This is a genomic window from Levilactobacillus parabrevis ATCC 53295 (assembly GCF_001434055.1).
Classification (GTDB): domain Bacteria; phylum Bacillota; class Bacilli; order Lactobacillales; family Lactobacillaceae; genus Levilactobacillus; species Levilactobacillus parabrevis.
In genome coordinates this window covers 42,363-60,894 of the sequence record NZ_AZCZ01000008.1, presented here as the reverse complement: position 1 = coordinate 60,894, position 18,532 = coordinate 42,363, and the positions used below count along the sequence as shown (strand labels likewise).

Here is an 18,532-nt window from a genome sequence, read left to right as displayed (position 1 = left end):
TGACGGCGGTGTTGTTTGGCGTTCTTTTGCCAAACTACAGCGCGGGACGTGCTTTGAGACGGGTGAACTTCACGGCTCAAAGTCGAGGCAAAAGACCGCTTCTCAGGCTTTTGCCGGTCCCCACAGCAAGCGGAATCTCTGGCAACCGCAGGCGACAATGTGCCCGAAATAAACGATATCAAAATAAGTAACACTAAAAATGAATGGAGAGCGAACGGCGTTATGAAGCAGATCACGACATATGCAGGGAAAAAGGTTCTCGTCTTGGGATTGGCTAAGAGTGGGACCAATGCAGCAAAATTATTAAAACGTTTGGGGGCTACGGTCACCGTCAGTGATGTCCAACCATTGGCAGAAAATCAGGACGCACAGGAACTTAAAGCGGCTGGTTTTAACGTGATTCTTGGCGAACAAACGCCGGATCTGCTAGACGCCGGGTACGATTTAATCGTGAAGAATCCTGGGATTCCATACGATGTGCCGGTTGTAAAGCGGGCACTGGACTTAAAACTACCGATTATTTCAGAAATGGAATTGACCGGCGAAGTCGCTGAGGCCGAATTGGTCGCTGTCACTGGCAGCAATGGGAAGACCACGACCACGACGATGATTCAAAAGATGTTGGATCATGACCGTCAGGCGGGCCGCGCCGTTTATGCCGGAAACATTGGTGTTCCGGCCAGTAAGGTTGCCCAAGAGGTCACAGCCGATGACACTCTGGTTTTGGAAGTGTCCAGCTTCATGTTGGTGGGAACGACTGAATTTCATCCCCACATCGCGGTCCTGACCAACATCTTCTCCAATCACTTGGATTATCACAAGACGCGGGCTAACTACGTTGCGGCCAAGATGAAGATTACCGCCAATCAAACGGCGGACGACTACTTTGTGGTCAACTTTGACAATCCAGAGTGGCGTGAGCTGAGCAAGCAATCTGCCGCCAAAGTTGTGCCATTCTCGCGGGAGGATAACTCGCAGGATGGAGCTTACGAAGCCGACGGTGAGCTTTACTTCCGTGGCGAAAAGATCATGGCCGCCAGTGACGTCAAGGTTCCTGGGGATCACAACATCGAAAATGCTTTGGCCGCAATTGCTGTGGCCAAAATCAAAGGAGTCAGCACGGCAGCCATTGTCAGTGTGCTGAAAACCTTTGGTGGTGTGCGGCACCGGACTCAATACGTGCTAGAGGCCGAGGGCCGTCAATACTACAACGACTCTAAGGCAACCGACATGGAAGCAACCGAGATGGCGTTGAAGGGCTTCAAAGCCCCAGTGGTCTTGCTGGCTGGTGGTTTGGATCGGGGCTACACCTTTGAAAAGATGGTGCCCGCCTTTAAGGCACACGTCAAGGCTATCGTGCTCTTCGGTCAGACGGCCAAGCTGTTGGAAGATGCAGCAAAGCAGGCTGGTATCAAGACCATTAAGTTCGCTGAAAATGCCGAAGCCGGTGTGCCAGTGGCTTACCAACTGAGTGATCCTGGTGACATCATTCTCCTGTCGCCGGCCAATGCCAGCTGGGATCAATACCCGAACTTTGAGGTTCGTGGCGACCGCTTTATCAAGGCCGTTGAGAACCTGACGGGTAAGCAGGAGGAAAAGTAAATGCGACTAATCGTATCGGGTGGTGGTACCGGTGGACATATTTATCCGGCACTGGCCCTTATCAAAGCTTTGAAGAAACGCGATCCTGACGCCGAGGTCCTCTACGTGGGATCCGAACGGGGATTGGAAAGTAGCATCGTTCCGGCCAAGGGGATTCCCTTCAAGTCAACGAAGATTCAGGGCTTCAAGCGGTCTCTGTCCTTAGACAATTTCAAGACGCTCTATCTGTTCTTAAAGAGTGTCCATGAGACCAAGAAGATGATTAAAGAATTCAAGCCAGATGTCGTGGTTGGCACCGGGGGCTACGTTTCCGGAGCCGTCGTGTACGCCGCAAGCCGGTTGAACGTTCCCACGATGATTCACGAGCAGAACAGTGTGGTTGGGATTACCAACCGGTTCCTGAGTCGGTACGTGGACCGAATCGCGTACGTCTTTGATGCCGCGTTGGATCAACTGCCTGCCAGTAAAATGGTGAAGACGGGGAATCCACGGGCTCAGGAAGCCGCTGAGGTCGTCAGCAATTTTAGTTGGCAAGAATACAATTTAAAAGATGACGTGCCAACGTTGCTGATCTTTGGCGGGTCCCAAGGGGCTTTGAAGATCAATGCGGCCACCGTCGCTGCGATCCCAGCTTTTAATCAACGCGATTACCAAGTTGTCTTTGTTACCGGGCAGAAGCGTTATGATGGCGTGATGGAACAGCTCAAGTCGACGACCATTGGCGACAACGTCGTGGTTAAGCCGTACATTCCCAACATGCCAGAAGTATTACCCAAGGTGGCCGCAATCGTCGGTCGGGCTGGTGCAACGAGTATCGCGGAAATCACGGCCGATGGGATTCCATCTATTTTGATTCCAAGCCCATATGTAACCGCTGATCATCAGACTAAGAACGCACAGTCGTTGGCCAATGTGGGGGCCGCTGAGATCATCAAGGAAGCTGATCTGAACGGGGATACTCTGGTAGCTAAGGCCGATCAACTGATGACGGACGACGGTTTACGGCAAGATATGGCAGTGGCTTCCAAACAATTGGGTGTACCGGATGCTGCGGACCGGGTCTTGGACGTGGTTCTATCACTCAAGCGTGACTAGCACGCTAATCCAGCAAGTGGGAGGTGTGCGGCTGTGAAGTTTCGTTTGAACCGCAACGATAAGAAGCAACAAGAAACATTAACGCCCTGGGAGAATTATCAACGCAAGGCAGCGGCACAGCGCAAGCAGGCCAAAGCACCCAAGTGGGTTCATCAAGCTAAGCGTATCGGTGACAAGTTACCGCGATTGAAGCATCAACGAAACCGTAAGTTGGTCCGCCGGTTAACGATACTGTTGACCAGCTTTACGGTGGTGATCCTGGCGATGGTCTATTTGATCTCGCCACTGAGTCATTTCAAGACGGTGACGGTTACTGGTGCCGATGTGTTGAGTGCTCAACGTGTTCAGCGTGCGGTGCAGGTTCGACCGGGTGATTCAATCTTCAAGCTGTGGGGGCATACCAAGCAATTCGAACGGCAGGCTCCCCGGCGAAATTCACGCCTCAAGCAGGCAACCATTCACTTCCAGCGACCTAACCGGGCGACGGTCCACGTGACCGAGTACGTTACGGCGGGATATGTCATGAAGCAGAATCGTTACTATGAAGTCTTGGAAAATGGTATTGTTAGTGAACAATCAGTGACCCAACCTAAAAGTGGGACTCCGGTTTACGGTAATTTCAAGAATACCAAGCGCCTTCACCAGATGATTTTGCAATATGCCAAGCTCGATTCGGAAATTAAACGAAGTATCAGTGAAATTCATGATGCGCCGAATAAGGACAATCCGAACCGGGTCCACTTGTTCATGAATGATGGTAATGAGGTCTACGCTAGCATCCCAACTTTCGCCCAGAAAATGGCGTATTACCCGGGGATTGCAGCGAAAATGAAACAAAAAGGTGTGGTCAATTTGGAGGTTGGGGCGTACTCGTACCCCTTTACAAAATAATTCATTTTGATTGCAACGGCGAAAAAGCGTCAATTAGGCTTTTTCAACCCCTAGTAAATGTGGTAAACTGAAAAATAATTAGGGGAAAAAGCGAATTCATGCAGTGTTGATATTAGATTAACTTAGGAGGTTCCTTTTTCTATGGATAATTCAGGGATGTACGTTGGTCTCGATATAGGAACCACCTCAATAAAAGTCATTGTTGCTGAGAATGTTAAAGGGCAAATGAACGTTATTGGTGTGGGAAATGAACGTTCGAATGGTGTCAGTCGCGGAGTTATCGTGGACATTGACAAGGCAGCTGAAGCGATTCAGCGCGCCGTTCGACAAGCCGAAGAGAAGGCCAGCATCGAAATTCACGATGTAATTGTGGGAATTCCCGCAAATATGTTAAAGATTGAACCATGTAGCGGGATGATCGCCATTGACGATCAATCTCGTGAAATTACGGGGCGTGACGTCCGGACGGTCGCCAGTGCCGCGTTGATTCAGAGCTTATCACCAGAACGTGAAGTCGTGGACATCTTAGCCGACGAATTTGTGGTCGATGGTTTTGACGGGATCAAGGATCCGCGGGGGATGGTCGGCGTTCGTCTTGAAATTCACGGGACGTTGTTTACTGGACCCAAGACGATCATGCACAATACCCGCAAAGCCGTGGAACAAGCTGGCCTTAACCTGCGGGGGACAGTTATCAACCCGATGGCACAAGGCATGATGGTCATGAATGATGGTGAACAAGACTTTGGGACCATCCTGATTGATCTTGGTGGCGGACAAGCTACGGCAGCCGTGATTCACGACCACCAGTTAAAATACATTGATGTCGACCAGGAAGGTGGGCAATTCATCACCAAGGATATCTCGGTGGTCTTGAACACTTCCCTGGACAGCGCGGAAAAACTCAAGCGCGATTATGGTTACGCCGATGCAACGCAAGCCAGCGACGAGGATGAGTTCCCAGTTGATGTGGTCGGTCAAAGCCAACCAACACCAATTTCGGAAAAATACTTAGCTGAAATTATTGAAGCTAGACTTGACCAAATTTTCCAACGTCTACGGTCTAACCTAGACAAAGTCCAAGCCTTAGAGTTACCGGGGGGTATCGTGTTGACTGGTGGCGTAGCTGCGCTGCCAGGCATCACTGACTTGGCTACGGATGAATTTGGGACCAACGTTCGGGTCTACGTGCCCGATCAGATGGGGCTTCGGCACCCATCGTTCACGTTGGCACTAGCTTTAGTGAAATACTTTGGGGATCTGAGTGAGATTGACTTGCTCATCAAGAGCGCTTTGACTGGCTCCACCCAATTAGCCGATGAGACTGACGAGATTCGTTCCAGAGAAGCCGCCCAAGAGGCTGCTAACAATGCTCCGGCACAATCTGGTCAGACTCCGAAGGCTAAACAACCAAAAGAAAAGAAAAAGCGAACTGAAGGGTTCCGGAAGTTCTTTAGCGACTTCTTCGACTAATGCGAGATGGAGGAAATACAAATATGGAATACTCACTAGATTCAGCGCAAAATCACGGCGCGAATATCAAAGTCATCGGTGTCGGGGGCGGGGGTAACAACGCCGTCAACCGGATGATCGCCGAAGACGTTAAGGGTGTCGAATTTATCGTTGCCAACACCGATGTCCAAGCCTTGGAAGCTTCTAAGGCTGAAACCAAGATTCAACTTGGCCCGAAACTGACCAAGGGACTTGGTGCTGGTGCCAACCCTGAGATTGGGGCCAAGGCTGCCGAAGAAAGTGAAGAACAAATCACGGAAGCCTTAGATGGCGCTGACATGGTCTTCGTTACCGCTGGGATGGGCGGGGGTACCGGGAACGGTGCTGCCCCAATCGTCGCTAAGATTGCCAAGGATGGCGGTGCTTTGACGGTGGGGGTTGTGACCCGGCCATTTAGTTTTGAAGGTCCACGCCGCGGTCGTTTTGCCGCTGAAGGGGTCGCTGCCATGAAGGAAAGCGTTGATACGCTGATCGTCATCGCCAACAACCGCCTGTTAGAAATTGTCGACAAGAAGACACCAATGATGGAAGCCTTCCAAGAAGCTGACAATGTGTTACGTCAAGGGGTTCAAGGGATCTCTGACTTGATTACGAGTCCTGGCTACGTTAACTTGGACTTCGCTGACGTGAAGACGGTCATGAAGGATCAAGGGGCTGCATTGATGGGTATCGGCTCTGCCAACGGTGAAAACCGGACGGAAGACGCTACCAAGAAGGCTATCTCCTCACCACTGCTGGAAGTTTCTATCGATGGTGCCGAGCAAGTCCTGCTGAACATTACCGGTGGGCCAGACCTGTCCTTGTTTGAAGCCCAAGCCGCTTCACAAATCGTGTCTGACGCCGCTACCAGCGATGTTAACATCATCTTCGGGACGTCCATCGACGAAGAACTCGGCGATGAAGTTCGGGTCACGGTGATTGCTACCGGGATCGACAAGAAGAAGGAAGAACGCGAGGCTGCCCAACACAGTCGGGTTGCTCGGCGTGAATCCAATCAACAAGGCAACAACACTGAATCACAAAATAACCAAGCAAGTAAGAATGAAACGGATCAAGATCCATTTGGTAACTGGGACATCCGCGAACCTGCCCACCGGCCAGAACCCAAGGCTAGTTCATCTCATGATGAATTTGCCGGAGTTGACAAGCCAGACTTTAATATCTTCAACCCTAGCTCTAACAATGACAGTGCACCGGCTGATGATAGCAATAAGGGCGAGGACACGCCACCGTTCTTCAAGCGTCGGCGCAAGTAAGGGCGTCCCAGGTAGGAGTCGTTATGAGAGGAGTGGCCAACCATGGCGGAGAAGTTTAGTCTAAGCAGATTTTTCGGTGTCAACGATGATTATGACGAAGACTATCAGGAACCCGAAACAGCTCCGGTAGCGAACCCAACGCCAGCTACCCCTAATCGGCCAGTCGATAGTCGAAAGGTGGTTGCCATGCGCAATGCAAAACCCAATGCCAGTCATATCGCAATTTGTGAACCCCGGATCTACTCTGATGCGAAGTCGATTGCCAAACAGCTTACAGGTGGCGATGCCGTCATCGTGAACTTTGCGCGGGTCGATGAGCCACAAGCACAGCGCATCGTAGATTTCTTAAATGGGACCGCATTTGCTGTGGGTGGCGAGATCAAGCGGATCGGTGAACAGATTTTTCTGTGCACCCCGCATAACTTTGAAGTTAGCGGCGACGTCGCGGCAAATCTAGGAACGCAGTTTACGAAGTAAAGGAGCGACGCCTTGTTAACGATTGTGAATTTGATTTTCCAGGTTTTAGGCTGGGTCGTGAGTGCCTACATCATGTTGATCGTGGTGTACGCGCTGATGAGTTGGTTGCCTGGGGCTTACCAGTCGAAGTTAGGTCAGTTCATTGGCCGGCTGGTCGAGCCATTTCTAAGTTATTTTAATTTCATTTCGGTTGGACCGTTAGGATTTGGCCCAGTCGTGGCCATCATCGTCCTATCGTTGGTTCAATACGGTTTGCAGTACCTGCAGTACATTGTACTGAGTCTACTCGTTTGACGAATCAAGGGGAGGTTTGAGACATGGATGAGAACGTCACACAACATTTTCGACCGGATGAAGCACCGTTTATTGATGCTGTCGGTGGTTGGCTTCAACAGGTGGCGGACGAGTACCGCCCCGTCCTCACGCATTTCTTGAACCCACGGCAAGTCTATATTGCCACCACGTTAGCACACCGTGCGGACGTGAAGGTTCAATTTAGCGGTGGCCACAAAATGGCTGAGATGCAACGCGCCCTGTTCTTTCCGGATTATTACGAACCCGAGGAGAAAGACTTCGAGTTAACACTGTTACGGGTAGATTATCCGGTGAAGTTTGCCACGTTACATCACAGCCAGATTTTGGGGACGTTGTTGGGTTCGGGGATCGAACGTGAAATTTTGGGCGATATCCTGACCGATGGCGAAACGTGGCAGGTCGTGACGGAGTCGTCAATGGCCGATTATTTGACGGGGCAGGTCGATCACATTGGTCGGGTCAAGTCCCGGCTAGTGGTCAGCGACTTTGCTGCGTTGATTCAACCGTTAGACGAGTGGGAAGCGGAGTCTGCAACCCTATCGTCATTGCGGTTAGACAACATCGTGGGGACCGGCTTCCATTTATCCCGGCACCGCGCGAAGGAATTGATTGAAGGCAATCACGTCCGGGTCAACTGGACGGAAACCATCAAGCCGGATTACGAGCTCGACGTGGCTGACATCGTGTCGGTCCGAGGGTTTGGTCGGGTGCGGTTAGACGAGATTGCCGGCCGTACGAAAAAGGAAAAAATTCGGGTCACCCTAGCGGTGTTGAAGAAATAGATGCGGAGGGAACACAATGGTACTAAGTCCATTAGACATTCATAATAAAGAGTTTGGCACGAAGATGCGTGGTTACAACGTTGATGAGGTCAATGATTTCTTGGATCAAGTCATCAAAGATTACCAAATTACGTTGAATCACAATAAGGAATTAGAGGAACAATTAGATGCAGCAAACGGGAAACTCAAGTACTTTAACGACTTGAAGGACTCTCTTAACCAATCTATCTTGGTTGCGCAAGAAGCTGCGGATAAGGTTAAGGCTAATTCTCAAAAGGAATCCGAAATCATCATCAGAGAAGCGCAAAAGCAGAGTTCTGATATTGTTTCTGAAGCCACGAACAAGGGCAATCAGATCATGGACGAAGCTTCGAAGCGGGCCAAGAAGTTGGCCGTGGAGACTGATGACTTGAAGAAGAGTACCCGGGTCTTCCGTCAACGTCTACAAGTTATGCTGGAAAGTCAGTTGGAAGTGGTTAAGTCCAATGATTGGGACAGCCTGTTAAAGGAAGGGTCCATGTCCAGCTACGAAGAAATCAAGAAGGTCGTTGGCGACCGGCTTGACAATGATACAGCTCAAGGCGTAAACTCAAACACATCCCAACCAAGTGGTGAGACGGCGGTGGCAGATGATGCCCCGGTCCAAGAAGCCCCAGTGACGGATGCGAATGATTATAATGGCGAGACCGTTGTGATTTTCCCAGACAACGATCAACCGCATTTTGATCAAGACCAACAATAAATAATAAATGACAGAGAAATCAGTCAACTAAAAAAGACGACACAAGCGAGTTAGCGATGGTGGAAGGCTAACGTCACCTCTTTTTAGCTGGTATCATTCTCCAAGTCCCGTGGCTGAACCAACAGTAAGCAACGGCGGAAGCGCCCCGATACGGCGTCTTGAGGGAAGGCGGTAACCGCCGCTTTCTGAATTTGGGTGGTACCACGAACGACTTCGTCCCTTGCGACGGGTCGTTTTTTGTTTGGAAAGAGTGCAGAACAAGGCGGTTAGGTCCCGAGCATTAACGTCAATAAGGATAAAAGCCCGGGTCTGGCTTTTTCCTTATTGGGGTTAAGCGCAGGGACCTGCCTTGTGGCGCACGTTTCGGCTGTGTAATGGTAGAGGAGCACCAGTGCAATCCTGCCAAAAAATAGTCAACAGCGAGGCCCCGATTACCAGCTGGCCGGTGTTAACCTGTTATACTAAGCAAGGCAAGTTTGGTAATCTGCTCCGGGGGCACTTCGGAGCATAAGATAATTATTTTGCATGATCATCAGGATACAATCGGTCCGGTAGACCGGTGAGCTGAGGCCAGTTAGACTGGCTTGAGCTCACCGGTTCATCAACCGTGAAGGACTTAATCATAAGGAGGAAATGACGGTATGCGAGTGAAAGACACGTTGAACCTGGGTAAAACCAAATTCAAAATGCGTGGCAATTTGCCGGTTAAAGAAGTTGAACGGCAAAAAGTCTGGGCTGAAAACAAGATTTATGAAGCCCGCCAAAAATTAAATGAGGGGAAGCCATCGTTTATTTTGCACGATGGCCCACCATACGCTAACGGTCCCATCCACATGGGGCACGCGTTGAACAAGGTTTCCAAGGATATTATCGTTCGTTACAAGTCGATGAGCGGCTACCGGGCACCTTACGTTCCTGGTTGGGATACCCATGGTCTGCCAATCGAACAACAGTTGACGAAGGCCGGCTACGACCGGAAGAAGATGTCGACTGCCGACTTCCGTGACCTCTGTCGCGAATACGCTTTGAAGCAAGTTGACCAACAACGTGAAGGCTTCAAGCGGTTAGGCGTTTCCGCTGAATGGGACAATCCTTACTTAACGTTAAAGCCAGAATTCGAAGCCGCTGAAGTGCGGGTCTTTGGTGAAATGGCCAAGCGTGGGTTGATCTACAAGGGGAAGAAGCCAGTCTACTGGTCATGGTCCTCCGAATCAGCCATGGCTGAAGCCGAAGTTGAATACCACGATGTGACCTCACCTTCCGCCTTTTATGGAGAAAAGGTCGTTGATGGTAAGGGCGTCTTAGATGACGATACTTACTTGGTCGTTTGGACCACGACCCCTTGGACCATTCCTGGTTCTGAAGGGATCACCATCGATGCTGGTATCGAATATGCCGTTGTCCAACCTGCCGGTGAAGATCGTAAGTTTGTCTTGGCCAGCGACTTGGTTGCTGAAAATGCCGAACGCTTTGGTTGGAAAGACGTCAAAGTCTTGAAGACGGTGATGGGCCAAGATATGGACAATATCATTGCCCAACACCCATTCATTGCCGACCGTAAGTTAGTGGTTATGTTAGGCGACTTCGTCACGACCGATTCCGGGACTGGTTTGGTTCATACTGCACCAGGTCTTGGGGAAGATGACTTCAACGTGGGTAAGCTGTACAATCTGCCCGTCTTAGTACCAGTCAACGACCAAGGGTACATGACCGAAGAAGCAGGTCCCGACTTTGCTGGTGTCTTCTACGAAGATGCTAACCAAATCGCGTTGGACAAGCTGAAGGCTAACAACGCCTTGCTGGACTACATGCCATACGAACACAGTTACCCATTCGATTGGCGGACGAAGAAGCCCGTTATCTTCCGGGCAACGCCACAGTGGTTCGCTTCTGTGGACAAGATTCGTGATGAAATCTTGGCAACGTTGAAAGACGTTAAGTTCCAGCCTGACTGGGGTCAACGGCGGTTAGCCAACATGATCAAGGACCGTGGCGACTGGGTTATTTCCCGGCAACGGGTCTGGGGTGTGCCACTGCCAATCTTCTATGGTGAAGATGGTGAGGCAATCATCACACCAGAAACGGTGGAACATGTCGCTGACTTGTTCGGCCAATACGGCTCAAACATCTGGTTCAAACGTGATGCCAAGGACTTATTGCCCGAAGGCTTTACTAGTGAACACTCACCAAATGGTGAATTCACGAAGGAAACCGACATCATGGATGTGTGGTTCGACTCCGGTTCATCACATCAAGGGGTCTTGGCTGAACGCGATTACCTCGATTTCCCAGCAGACCTTTACTTGGAAGGTTCCGACCAATACCGTGGTTGGTTCAACTCTAGTTTAATCACCAGTGTTGCCGCTACCGGCAAGGCACCTTACAAGCAAGTCGTTTCACAAGGGTTTACGTTGGACAAAGAGGGTCACAAGATGTCCAAGTCCCTGGGGAACACGATTGCTCCTGACGAGATCATCAAGAAGATGGGGGCCGACATCGTTCGTCTCTGGGTCACTTCCGTTGATTCCTCAGCCGACGTTCGCGTTTCTACGGAAGCCTTCGTCAAAATTTCTGACAGCTACAAGAAGTTGCGGAACACCATGCGTTACTTGCTGGCAAATACCAGCGACTTCGATCCTAAGACCGACGCCGTTGCTTTTGATCAGCTGACCGCGGTTGACCGTCACATGCTTTACAAGCTCAACGAATTCACGAAGAGCGTGGAAGGGCATTACGATAACTTTGACTTCCTGAACATCTACAAGGAACTCATCAACTTCGTCGTCACCGACCTGTCCGCCTTCTACCTGGACTTTGCCAAGGACATCTTATACATTGATGCCGCTGACAGCAAGGCACGCCGGTCCATGCAAACGGTCTTCTACCAGATTGCCGTTAGCTTGACTAAGTTGATCACGCCAATCCTGCCACACACCGCTGAAGAACTCTGGGGCTTCCTGCAAGAACCAGAAGACTTCGTGCAATTGGCCGAAATGCCTAAGGTTCTGGACATGGATGACGCTAACGAAGTGGAAGACAGCAGTGAAAACTCTGCTTGGGATCACTTCATGAAGCTGCGGAGCCACGTTCTGAAGGCCTTGGAAGAAGCCCGGAATGCCAAGTTGATTGGGAAGGCTGCTGAGGCCCACCTGGACTTGTACATTGACGACCAAACCAAGACGTTGTTGGACAAGTTAGACGTTGACGTGCAACAAATCTTACTGGTTTCTGGTTTAGACTTTGCCGACCTGGATCAAGCTCCAGCCGATGCGCTGAGCTTCGATCACGTCGCCGTCAAGGTTACGCCAGCTGCTGGTGAGGTCTGTGACCGTTGTCGTTTGACCAAAGAAGATGTTGGTAGTGACAAAGACTATCCTCACTTCTGTGCCCGCTGTGCCGCTATCGTTCGGGAGAACTATCCTGAAACGGCAACGGAAGGTTTTGAAGAAAAGTAAGCTTTGAGTGCTTGCCTTAACTGAAAATTAAGTTGTGCCGCAAAGATGACTGCCTGCTTGGGTAGTTGGGCTTTGCGGCACTTTTTTGGTGCGGGGGCATCCGAGAATGATGGCATGTTACAACTTAAATTGTTTACACGGAACACACAAGTCGGGTATACTGCTCGTAGTGTTAATTTTCATAAAAAGGGGATGACTTTATGACCGACGTTTTTAAGATTGTTAACTGGTTTAGAGTGACCAGTAATGCTGACATGCGGACGATTAAGGCTGATGAATTGACGCAAATGAAGGTTATGAAGTTATTATATTATGTTCAGGGGACGTACTTGGCGGTCCACGGCGAAAAGGCATTTTCCAATGATATTATTGCTTGGAAGTTTGGCCCGGTTGTTCGTGAGGTTCATGAAAAGTACAGTGGTCAACGCGGAATTGTTGGCAATCTTAGTGAAGATCCGCAAGCTATTGCGGACTATACCAGCATTCCGTCAGATTCTGATTTGGGCATCATATTGAAGGCCGTCTGGCAAGCATTCGGGGATATGTCTGCCACTGAATTGATGCAACAAACACACACGGAACGTCCGTGGCAGGAGACTGTCCCCAATGGTGTGATTACATCCGAATTGATGACGGCTTTTTTCAAAGCTGAAGTCGTTTTGCAATGAGCAAAAACGTTCGGTTGAATCCTAAATATCTTGAAACAGGGCATATAAAGATTGACCTCAGAAAACAGTTGCACTTTGACCCTGACCGTTTGGCTTTTAACTTGTCTTTTGTGACGAGAGATAGGCGGTTTAATTTTGAAGATAAGGGGTTTAGCAAGATTGTCAAAGCAAAATTATTCGACAAAATGGTTCGGCTCTCGTCTGATAATTTTAATGTAATCCTGGGTTGGTCCAAAAGTGTTGGGTTAGAGAATTTACCGGAAACGGCAGTAAGATTGGCAATCAATCCAGAGTTTGTCCAATCCCATCGGCATGAGGACTGTTTACCCGACTATTGGATTTTTCGATTGGCTAATACTGGTCGAGTTATTGGTAAGATTCAGGAAAAGACGTTTTACGTTCTGGCCGTCGATACTAAATTTAAATTATATAAACATTAATGATTAAACTACTGCGCCGTTGGCGGGGTAGTTTTTTGTAAGTATTTCTATTATTTTTATTCTTCAACCGCCAGTAAACCGGCAATAAGCCCCCGTGTTTGCGGTCTACCGGTCAAGCGAGTATAATTTGGGCTATGTATGGGAGGGATACCATGTTAACCGGAAAAGTAAAAAGTTATAGTGAACAACGCGGTTTTGGTTTTATTACCACGCCAGACGGTGAAGATGTCTTTGTCTATTACACGGGCATTATCGGCGAGGGTGAAGGCTTTCGGAAACTCGAAGCCGGCCAAACCGTGCAATTCGTGATTGTCCAAGGCATCCGTGGGCCACAAGCAGCCAAAGTGACGCCAGTCAAAATGGGCAGTGCGGAGGAGGCTTAACATGGATTTAGAAGAACACGTTGAATCCACCGAGGACCTGTATGACGGTGTGATTGTGAAATTAGAACGGCAACGTGTCCGCCTACCTAACGGGGATGCTGCGACCAGAGAAATCGTGCGTCACGCGGGTGCGGTCGGCATTTTAGCGTTGACCGATGATAATAAAATGATTTTGGAACGCCAGTGGCGAGCACCAATCGCCGCTACGACCCTGGAGATTCCAGCGGGTAAGTTGGACAGTCGTGATGCCGACAACGTTGAACACGCTGTTATCCGGGAACTGAACGAAGAAATTCGGTATCAACCGGGCCAGTTAAAACGGATTACCGGATTCTACTCCAGTGTTGGCTTTTCTGATGAATACATGACGCTATTCATGGCAACGGACCTCAAGCCCGTGACCACCGAACTTCCTCGGGACCAAGGGGAAAATTTGGAATTGATGACCGTCACAAAGTCTGAAGCACAGGCCATGATTGAGAGTGGCGAGATCAACGACGCCAAGACGATTACGGCCATCTATTACTGGCTATTGCAGAAGTAGGTGACAGCAATGCACAATGATTGGCAAGAAAACGACGATCAACCCAGGACCAGAGCCGACTACCGGCGCGAGCAGGAACAGGCCGAAAAGGACTTTCAGGAACGCGACCGCAAACGGGTTCAGGTCGAAAAGGACTATGCCAGAAGACATGGCAATCCTAAGGGAAACGAGCCAACCAACGAACCACCCATTGACCAGCGTGTCAGTCCCGTCGAAATGAAACAAAAACGGCTGGGCCACCGCCTAAACTGGGCGATTTTTTGGTTAGCTGCAATGATCATTATTGTTTATCTGATTCTATTCTTCATGCATTAACCGTAGAATAGTGGCGTAATGCCTGTCGGACTAGCGGCATACGCGCTGTAAACTGACTGAATAACTGGTGGTGGGCAGTGTCACATCACCCTGTCGGTCATCACATTTATGTCGTGGTGACCGCTAAAAACGACGATAAATTTTAAGGAGCGAATACCACACATGACATTTGGAATTCTCTGCGCCATGGAAGAAGAAATCAAGGAACTACACGACGCCTTACAAGACGCCAAGACCACGGATATTCACGGTCTTGAATTTTACGAAGGCACCATCAGCGGCCAACAGGTCGTCTTGGTCCGTTCTGGAATTGGTAAAGTTGAAGCCGGCTTGACGACGGCCTTACTGATTACCCAATTCAACGTGGATATCGTCATCAATTCCGGTTCTGCCGGTGCTTTGGCACCTGACCTGAATATTGGTGACGTGGTTGTTTCCACTGAAACGGCGTATCACGATGCCGATGCCCGGGCCTTTGGCTATGAATACGGCCAATTGCCACAACAACCAGCCCGGTTCGAGGCTTCCAAGGAATGGGGCGAAAAGATTGTGGCCGCCGCAGCCGACACCGGTTTGAAGACCAAGTTAGGCCTAATCGTTTCCGGTGACCAGTTCTTAAACAGTCCCGAAACCATCAAGGATATTATGGGACACTTCCCAGATGCCTTGTCTGGTGAAATGGAAGGGGCCGCAGTGGGCCAAGTTGCTCACCAATTTGACGTGCCTTACGTGGTCGTTCGGGCCATGTCCGATAACGCCGATAATGACTCTGGCGTTAATTTTGATGACTTTATTATTGATGCGGGACACCGTTCTGCTCAGATGCTATTAGCCCTGTTAGCCGCACAAGACTAACTCGGCCGTTCAGGAGGTTTTAAGGGTGCAAGAGATTCATATTGAGAACAGCAACGCCGTCAAGGAAATTTATCTGGACAACGCTGCCACGACGCCGATGGCCCCAGAGGTCTTGGCTGAGATGATGGATAAGATGACGAACGTGTACGGGAATGCTTCCACGCTTTACGGCTTGGGTCGTCAAGCCCACACGGTCATGGAAAACAGTCGCCAAGTCATCGCCAACAGTATTAATGCTGCCAGTGATGAAGAAATTATCTTTACCAGTGGTGGTAGTGAAGGTGACAACACCGCCATTACGCAGACTGCCCTTGCACGCCAATCGCTGGGTAAGCACATCATCACCACGGAGATCGAACACGAAGCGGTCCTGAAGCCCCTTCATGCGTTGGAGGAACAGGGCTTTGACGTGACTTATCTGCCCGTTGATGAGCACGGAAATATCAGCCTCGATGACTTCAAGGCGGCCTTGCGTGACGACACGATTCTCGTAACCATTATGATGGGTAACAACGAGGTTGGTAGTCGGATGCCGATTCACGAAATTGGTGAGATCCTAAAGGACCACCAGGCGTGGTTCCACACCGATGCCGTGCAGACTTATGGCTTGCTCGATATCGACGTCCAGCGTGACCACATCGACATGTTGTCGACATCGGCGCACAAAATCAACGGTCCCAAGATGATTGGGTTCCTTTACAAGCGTGAGGGGGTCAACTTCCCTAGCTTGATCAAGGGGGGCGACCAGGAAGAAAAGCGGCGCGCCGGAACGGAAAATGTGCCTGCCATCGCTGGTTTTGCTAAGGCCGCTGAACTGTTGACGCCGGAAGCTAAGGCTGAAAAGCGGGCTCGTTTCCACGGCTTCAAGGAACAGGTCGTTAAAGGCCTGACCGATAACGGCGTGGACTTTGAAATCAACGGGTCGCTGGGTGACGTGGGTGAAAACCTCGATCACGTGCTGAACATTTGGATCAAGGGAATTTCGACTTACGTGATGCAGACCAATCTGGACTTGGCAGGAATTGCCGTGTCCGGTGGGTCGGCATGTACGGCGGGTTCCATCGAACCGTCGCACGTCTTAACGGCGATGTTTGGTGAAAAGAGTCCCCGGATCGCAGAGTCGATTCGCTTGTCCTTTGGGCAACAGACGACGAGCGATGAGATCGCAGCGTTTGTAGAGAACGTGAGCGCCATCGTGAAGCGGTTAGCCAAAAATCATAGTGAGGTGAAGTAACGTGTTATTTGAAAAGCAAATGCAAGTTGACGGTGACCCCGATACTTACGAGCTGAATCCAAACGTGAAGCCCTATGCTTTGAAGGATGTCGGGTTCCAACTGTCCAACGCCGGTAACTACACGCTGGAACGGTCTGTCGATCCAACGTCACCCTACAATCGTAACCAGATGCTACGGGTGATTGTGGCTAAGGATCTCAGTGGTTTCAAGATGTCGACGACCAACGCTTCTGGTAACCGGCGTGTCAACATCTTCAAGGGTGCTCACGCCGAGGGCAACGTGGAACAATATCACTTTATCCTGCAGAATCTGATTGACCGCGAGATCATTCAGAAGAAGTAGTCGTTTCGTAAATGAAGGTCTAAAATAGATGATCCAAAGGTGGGAGGCCGAACCAGACCTGCCACCTTTTTGTGAGTAGGCGTGGTGTTGACCACAGTGGGCAGGCTGCCACCACCTTTTCTGAAAGGGAACACCAGGCTTGCAAAACTTACGAAAAATAGGTAAACTAAGCAATACTGGATTTATGCGACCTTCAAATCGTAGATTCTCCAGAATCTGAATGAAATGATGGTGATACCATGCAGGACAACAGCCACACGCGAGTTGTCGTTGGTATGAGTGGTGGTGTCGATTCTTCCGTCGTCGCTTTGCGGCTTAAGCAGCAGGGTTATGATGTAATCGGCGTCTTCATGAAGAATTGGGACGATACGGACGAGAACGGTGTTTGTACCGCCACAGAAGACTACAAGGATGTAGCCAAGGTTGCCTCAGAAATTGGCATTCCTTACTACTCCGTCAACTTTGAAAAGGAATACTGGGACCGCGTGTTCACGTACTTCTTGGATGAGTACAAGAAGGGTCGGACGCCTAACCCTGACGTGATCTGTAACAAAGAGATCAAGTTTAAGGCGTTCCTCGACTACGCGTTGGAGCTCGGTGCCGACTACATTGCGACCGGACACTACGCCCAGTTGACCCGCGACGAGAACGGCGACGCGCACTTGATGCGTGCCGTGGATCAGAACAAGGACCAGACTTACTTCTTGAGTCAGCTTTCCAAGGAGCAGTTGGACCGCGTGATGTTCCCAATCGGTGACTTGGTGAAGCCACAGGTTCGTGAAATCGCTAAGAATGCTGGCTTGGCAACCGCTGATAAGAAGGACTCCATGGGAATCTGCTTTATCGGTGAAAAGGGTCACTTCAAGGACTTCCTGAACACCTACTTGCCAGCTAAGCCCGGCAAGATGATGACCGTTGATGGTGAGATCAAGGGCGATCACGCCGGCTTGATGTACTACACCATTGGTCAGCGTCGTGGCTTGGGTATCGGTGGTGACGGTGAAGACAACGAGCCATGGTTCGTTATCGGTAAGGACCTGACGAAGAACATTCTTTACGTCGGCAAGGGGTACCACAACGAGCACCTCTACGCGACGCATTTGTCAGCTTCTGACATTCACTGGGTCAACACGATTGACCGCGGCAGTGATTTCCACTGCACGGCTAAGTTCCGGTACCGGCAAAAGGATACTGGCGTGACCGTTCACTTGAGTGAGGACGGCCAGCAGGTCACCGTTGAATTCGACGATCCCGCACGGGCCATCACACCTGGACAGGCCGTCGTCTTCTACAACGGCGACGAGTGCCTGGGGAGTGCCATTATCGACGCTGCCTACAACAAGGATCGCGAGTTACAGTTGATCTAGTTCTGACCATTTAAACCAAACAGTCAATCGAAACCCGCTAGCGAGAGCAATCTCGTTGGCGGGTTTTTGAAATTTCCGCAGTTGTTTCTTTGAAAATCACCTGAAAACTGGCATAATAAGGTGATGTGACTGCACGGGGTTCTGAAGGGCATGTTAGCGTGGTATTATTGAGGTTATTGAGATAGAACGCGACAGTTGTTTTGTAGAACGTAGCTAGTGCAGATGGATAGAATACGACAGGTATAGAAAGAATTGG

Annotated in this window: 19 protein-coding genes; all 19 read left to right on the top strand. The window is 50.1% G+C overall.

The features are described from left to right. Positions 1-222 precede the first annotated feature (222 nt). The 19 genes from murD to mnmA all read left to right on the top strand — a co-directional run bounded on the left by murD (position 223) and on the right by mnmA (position 18,276). A complete protein-coding gene (gene murD / locus FD07_RS03445; RefSeq protein WP_020088815.1) occupies positions 223-1,602 on the top strand; it encodes a UDP-N-acetylmuramoyl-L-alanine--D-glutamate ligase in 1,380 nt (459 codons plus the stop codon). Beyond that, complete coding sequence (gene murG / locus FD07_RS03440; protein ID WP_020088814.1) at positions 1,603-2,697, top strand: undecaprenyldiphospho-muramoylpentapeptide beta-N-acetylglucosaminyltransferase; 1,095 nt, start codon at positions 1,603-1,605, stop codon at positions 2,695-2,697. A gap of 33 nt (positions 2,698-2,730) precedes the next feature. Beyond that, positions 2,731-3,588, top strand: a complete 858-nt coding sequence (locus FD07_RS03435) for a cell division protein FtsQ/DivIB (RefSeq protein WP_020088813.1) — start codon at positions 2,731-2,733, stop codon at positions 3,586-3,588. A 141-nt stretch (positions 3,589-3,729) separates the two neighbouring features. Next, the gene (gene ftsA / locus FD07_RS03430) at positions 3,730-5,061 is read left to right on the top strand and encodes a cell division protein FtsA (protein WP_057161929.1); all 1,332 of its coding nucleotides are present in this window, start codon (positions 3,730-3,732) and stop codon (positions 5,059-5,061) included. Between the two features lie 23 nt (positions 5,062-5,084). After that, positions 5,085-6,356, top strand: a complete 1,272-nt coding sequence (gene ftsZ / locus FD07_RS03425; protein ID WP_020088811.1) for a cell division protein FtsZ — start codon at positions 5,085-5,087, stop codon at positions 6,354-6,356. A gap of 42 nt (positions 6,357-6,398) precedes the next feature. Then, a complete protein-coding gene (locus tag FD07_RS03420) occupies positions 6,399-6,833 on the top strand; it encodes a cell division protein SepF (RefSeq protein ID WP_020088810.1) in 435 nt (144 codons plus the stop codon). 12 nt (positions 6,834-6,845) lie between these two features. Next, a complete protein-coding gene (locus tag FD07_RS03415) occupies positions 6,846-7,127 on the top strand; it encodes a YggT family protein (RefSeq protein ID WP_020088809.1) in 282 nt (93 codons plus the stop codon). Between the two features lie 23 nt (positions 7,128-7,150). Then, positions 7,151-7,930, top strand: a complete 780-nt coding sequence (locus tag FD07_RS03410) for a YlmH family RNA-binding protein (protein WP_020088808.1) — start codon at positions 7,151-7,153, stop codon at positions 7,928-7,930. 16 nt (positions 7,931-7,946) lie between these two features. Then, a complete protein-coding gene (locus tag FD07_RS03405) occupies positions 7,947-8,672 on the top strand; it encodes a DivIVA domain-containing protein (protein WP_020088807.1) in 726 nt (241 codons plus the stop codon). Between the two features lie 641 nt (positions 8,673-9,313). Continuing rightward, positions 9,314-12,127: an isoleucine--tRNA ligase gene (ileS, locus tag FD07_RS03400; RefSeq protein ID WP_020088806.1), complete on the top strand. Its 2,814-nt coding sequence runs from the start codon at positions 9,314-9,316 to the stop codon at positions 12,125-12,127. A gap of 200 nt (positions 12,128-12,327) precedes the next feature. Continuing rightward, complete coding sequence (locus FD07_RS03395) at positions 12,328-12,795, top strand: Panacea domain-containing protein (protein WP_020088805.1); 468 nt, start codon at positions 12,328-12,330, stop codon at positions 12,793-12,795. After that, on the top strand, positions 12,792-13,235 hold the full coding sequence (locus tag FD07_RS12590; RefSeq protein WP_020088804.1) for a hypothetical protein: 444 nt from the start codon (positions 12,792-12,794) through the stop codon (positions 13,233-13,235). The genes FD07_RS03395 and FD07_RS12590 overlap by 4 nt, the downstream gene beginning before the upstream one ends. A gap of 152 nt (positions 13,236-13,387) precedes the next feature. Further along, positions 13,388-13,618, top strand: a complete 231-nt coding sequence (locus FD07_RS03385; protein WP_020088803.1) for a cold-shock protein — start codon at positions 13,388-13,390, stop codon at positions 13,616-13,618. 1 nt (position 13,619) lies between these two features. Continuing rightward, positions 13,620-14,162 (top strand): NUDIX hydrolase, encoded by a 543-nt coding sequence (locus FD07_RS03380; protein WP_020088802.1) that lies wholly within the window; start codon positions 13,620-13,622, stop codon positions 14,160-14,162. 9 nt (positions 14,163-14,171) lie between these two features. After that, the gene (locus tag FD07_RS03375; protein ID WP_020088801.1) at positions 14,172-14,477 is read left to right on the top strand and encodes a hypothetical protein; all 306 of its coding nucleotides are present in this window, start codon (positions 14,172-14,174) and stop codon (positions 14,475-14,477) included. Between the two features lie 162 nt (positions 14,478-14,639). After that, a complete protein-coding gene (locus tag FD07_RS03370) occupies positions 14,640-15,332 on the top strand; it encodes a 5'-methylthioadenosine/adenosylhomocysteine nucleosidase (RefSeq protein WP_020088800.1) in 693 nt (230 codons plus the stop codon). A 25-nt stretch (positions 15,333-15,357) separates the two neighbouring features. Beyond that, positions 15,358-16,566, top strand: coding sequence for a cysteine desulfurase family protein (locus FD07_RS03365; protein WP_020088799.1), 1,209 nt, complete (start codon positions 15,358-15,360; stop codon positions 16,564-16,566). A 1-nt stretch (position 16,567) separates the two neighbouring features. Continuing rightward, the gene (locus FD07_RS03360; protein WP_020088798.1) at positions 16,568-16,909 is read left to right on the top strand and encodes a DUF1831 domain-containing protein; all 342 of its coding nucleotides are present in this window, start codon (positions 16,568-16,570) and stop codon (positions 16,907-16,909) included. A gap of 239 nt (positions 16,910-17,148) precedes the next feature. Then, positions 17,149-18,276 carry a tRNA 2-thiouridine(34) synthase MnmA gene (mnmA, locus tag FD07_RS03355; protein ID WP_020088797.1) on the top strand — a complete coding sequence of 376 codons (1,128 nt, stop codon included), beginning with the start codon at positions 17,149-17,151 and terminating at the stop codon, positions 18,274-18,276. Positions 18,277-18,532 lie beyond the last annotated feature (256 nt).

Bases quoted from the DNA above. Each gene is read 5' to 3' on its own strand.
- FD07_RS03380 (WP_020088802.1), top strand. From the start codon at position 13,620: ATGGATTTAGAAGAACACGTTGAATCCACCGAGGACCTGTATGACGGT.
- FD07_RS03385 (WP_020088803.1), top strand. From the start codon at position 13,388: ATGTTAACCGGAAAAGTAAAAAGTTATAGTGAACAACGCGGTTTTGGT.
- murG (WP_020088814.1), top strand. From the start codon at position 1,603: ATGCGACTAATCGTATCGGGTGGTGGTACCGGTGGACATATTTATCCG.
- FD07_RS12590 (WP_020088804.1), top strand. From the start codon at position 12,792: ATGAGCAAAAACGTTCGGTTGAATCCTAAATATCTTGAAACAGGGCAT.
- FD07_RS03375 (WP_020088801.1), top strand. From the start codon at position 14,172: ATGCACAATGATTGGCAAGAAAACGACGATCAACCCAGGACCAGAGCC.
- FD07_RS03420 (WP_020088810.1), top strand. From the start codon at position 6,399: ATGGCGGAGAAGTTTAGTCTAAGCAGATTTTTCGGTGTCAACGATGAT.
- mnmA (WP_020088797.1), top strand. From the start codon at position 17,149: ATGCAGGACAACAGCCACACGCGAGTTGTCGTTGGTATGAGTGGTGGT.
- ftsZ (WP_020088811.1), top strand. From the start codon at position 5,085: ATGGAATACTCACTAGATTCAGCGCAAAATCACGGCGCGAATATCAAA.
- FD07_RS03410 (WP_020088808.1), top strand. From the start codon at position 7,151: ATGGATGAGAACGTCACACAACATTTTCGACCGGATGAAGCACCGTTT.
- FD07_RS03395 (WP_020088805.1), top strand. From the start codon at position 12,328: ATGACCGACGTTTTTAAGATTGTTAACTGGTTTAGAGTGACCAGTAAT.
- ileS (WP_020088806.1), top strand. From the start codon at position 9,314: ATGCGAGTGAAAGACACGTTGAACCTGGGTAAAACCAAATTCAAAATG.
- murD (WP_020088815.1), top strand. From the start codon at position 223: ATGAAGCAGATCACGACATATGCAGGGAAAAAGGTTCTCGTCTTGGGA.
- FD07_RS03370 (WP_020088800.1), top strand. From the start codon at position 14,640: ATGACATTTGGAATTCTCTGCGCCATGGAAGAAGAAATCAAGGAACTA.
- FD07_RS03405 (WP_020088807.1), top strand. From the start codon at position 7,947: ATGGTACTAAGTCCATTAGACATTCATAATAAAGAGTTTGGCACGAAG.
- ftsA (WP_057161929.1), top strand. From the start codon at position 3,730: ATGGATAATTCAGGGATGTACGTTGGTCTCGATATAGGAACCACCTCA.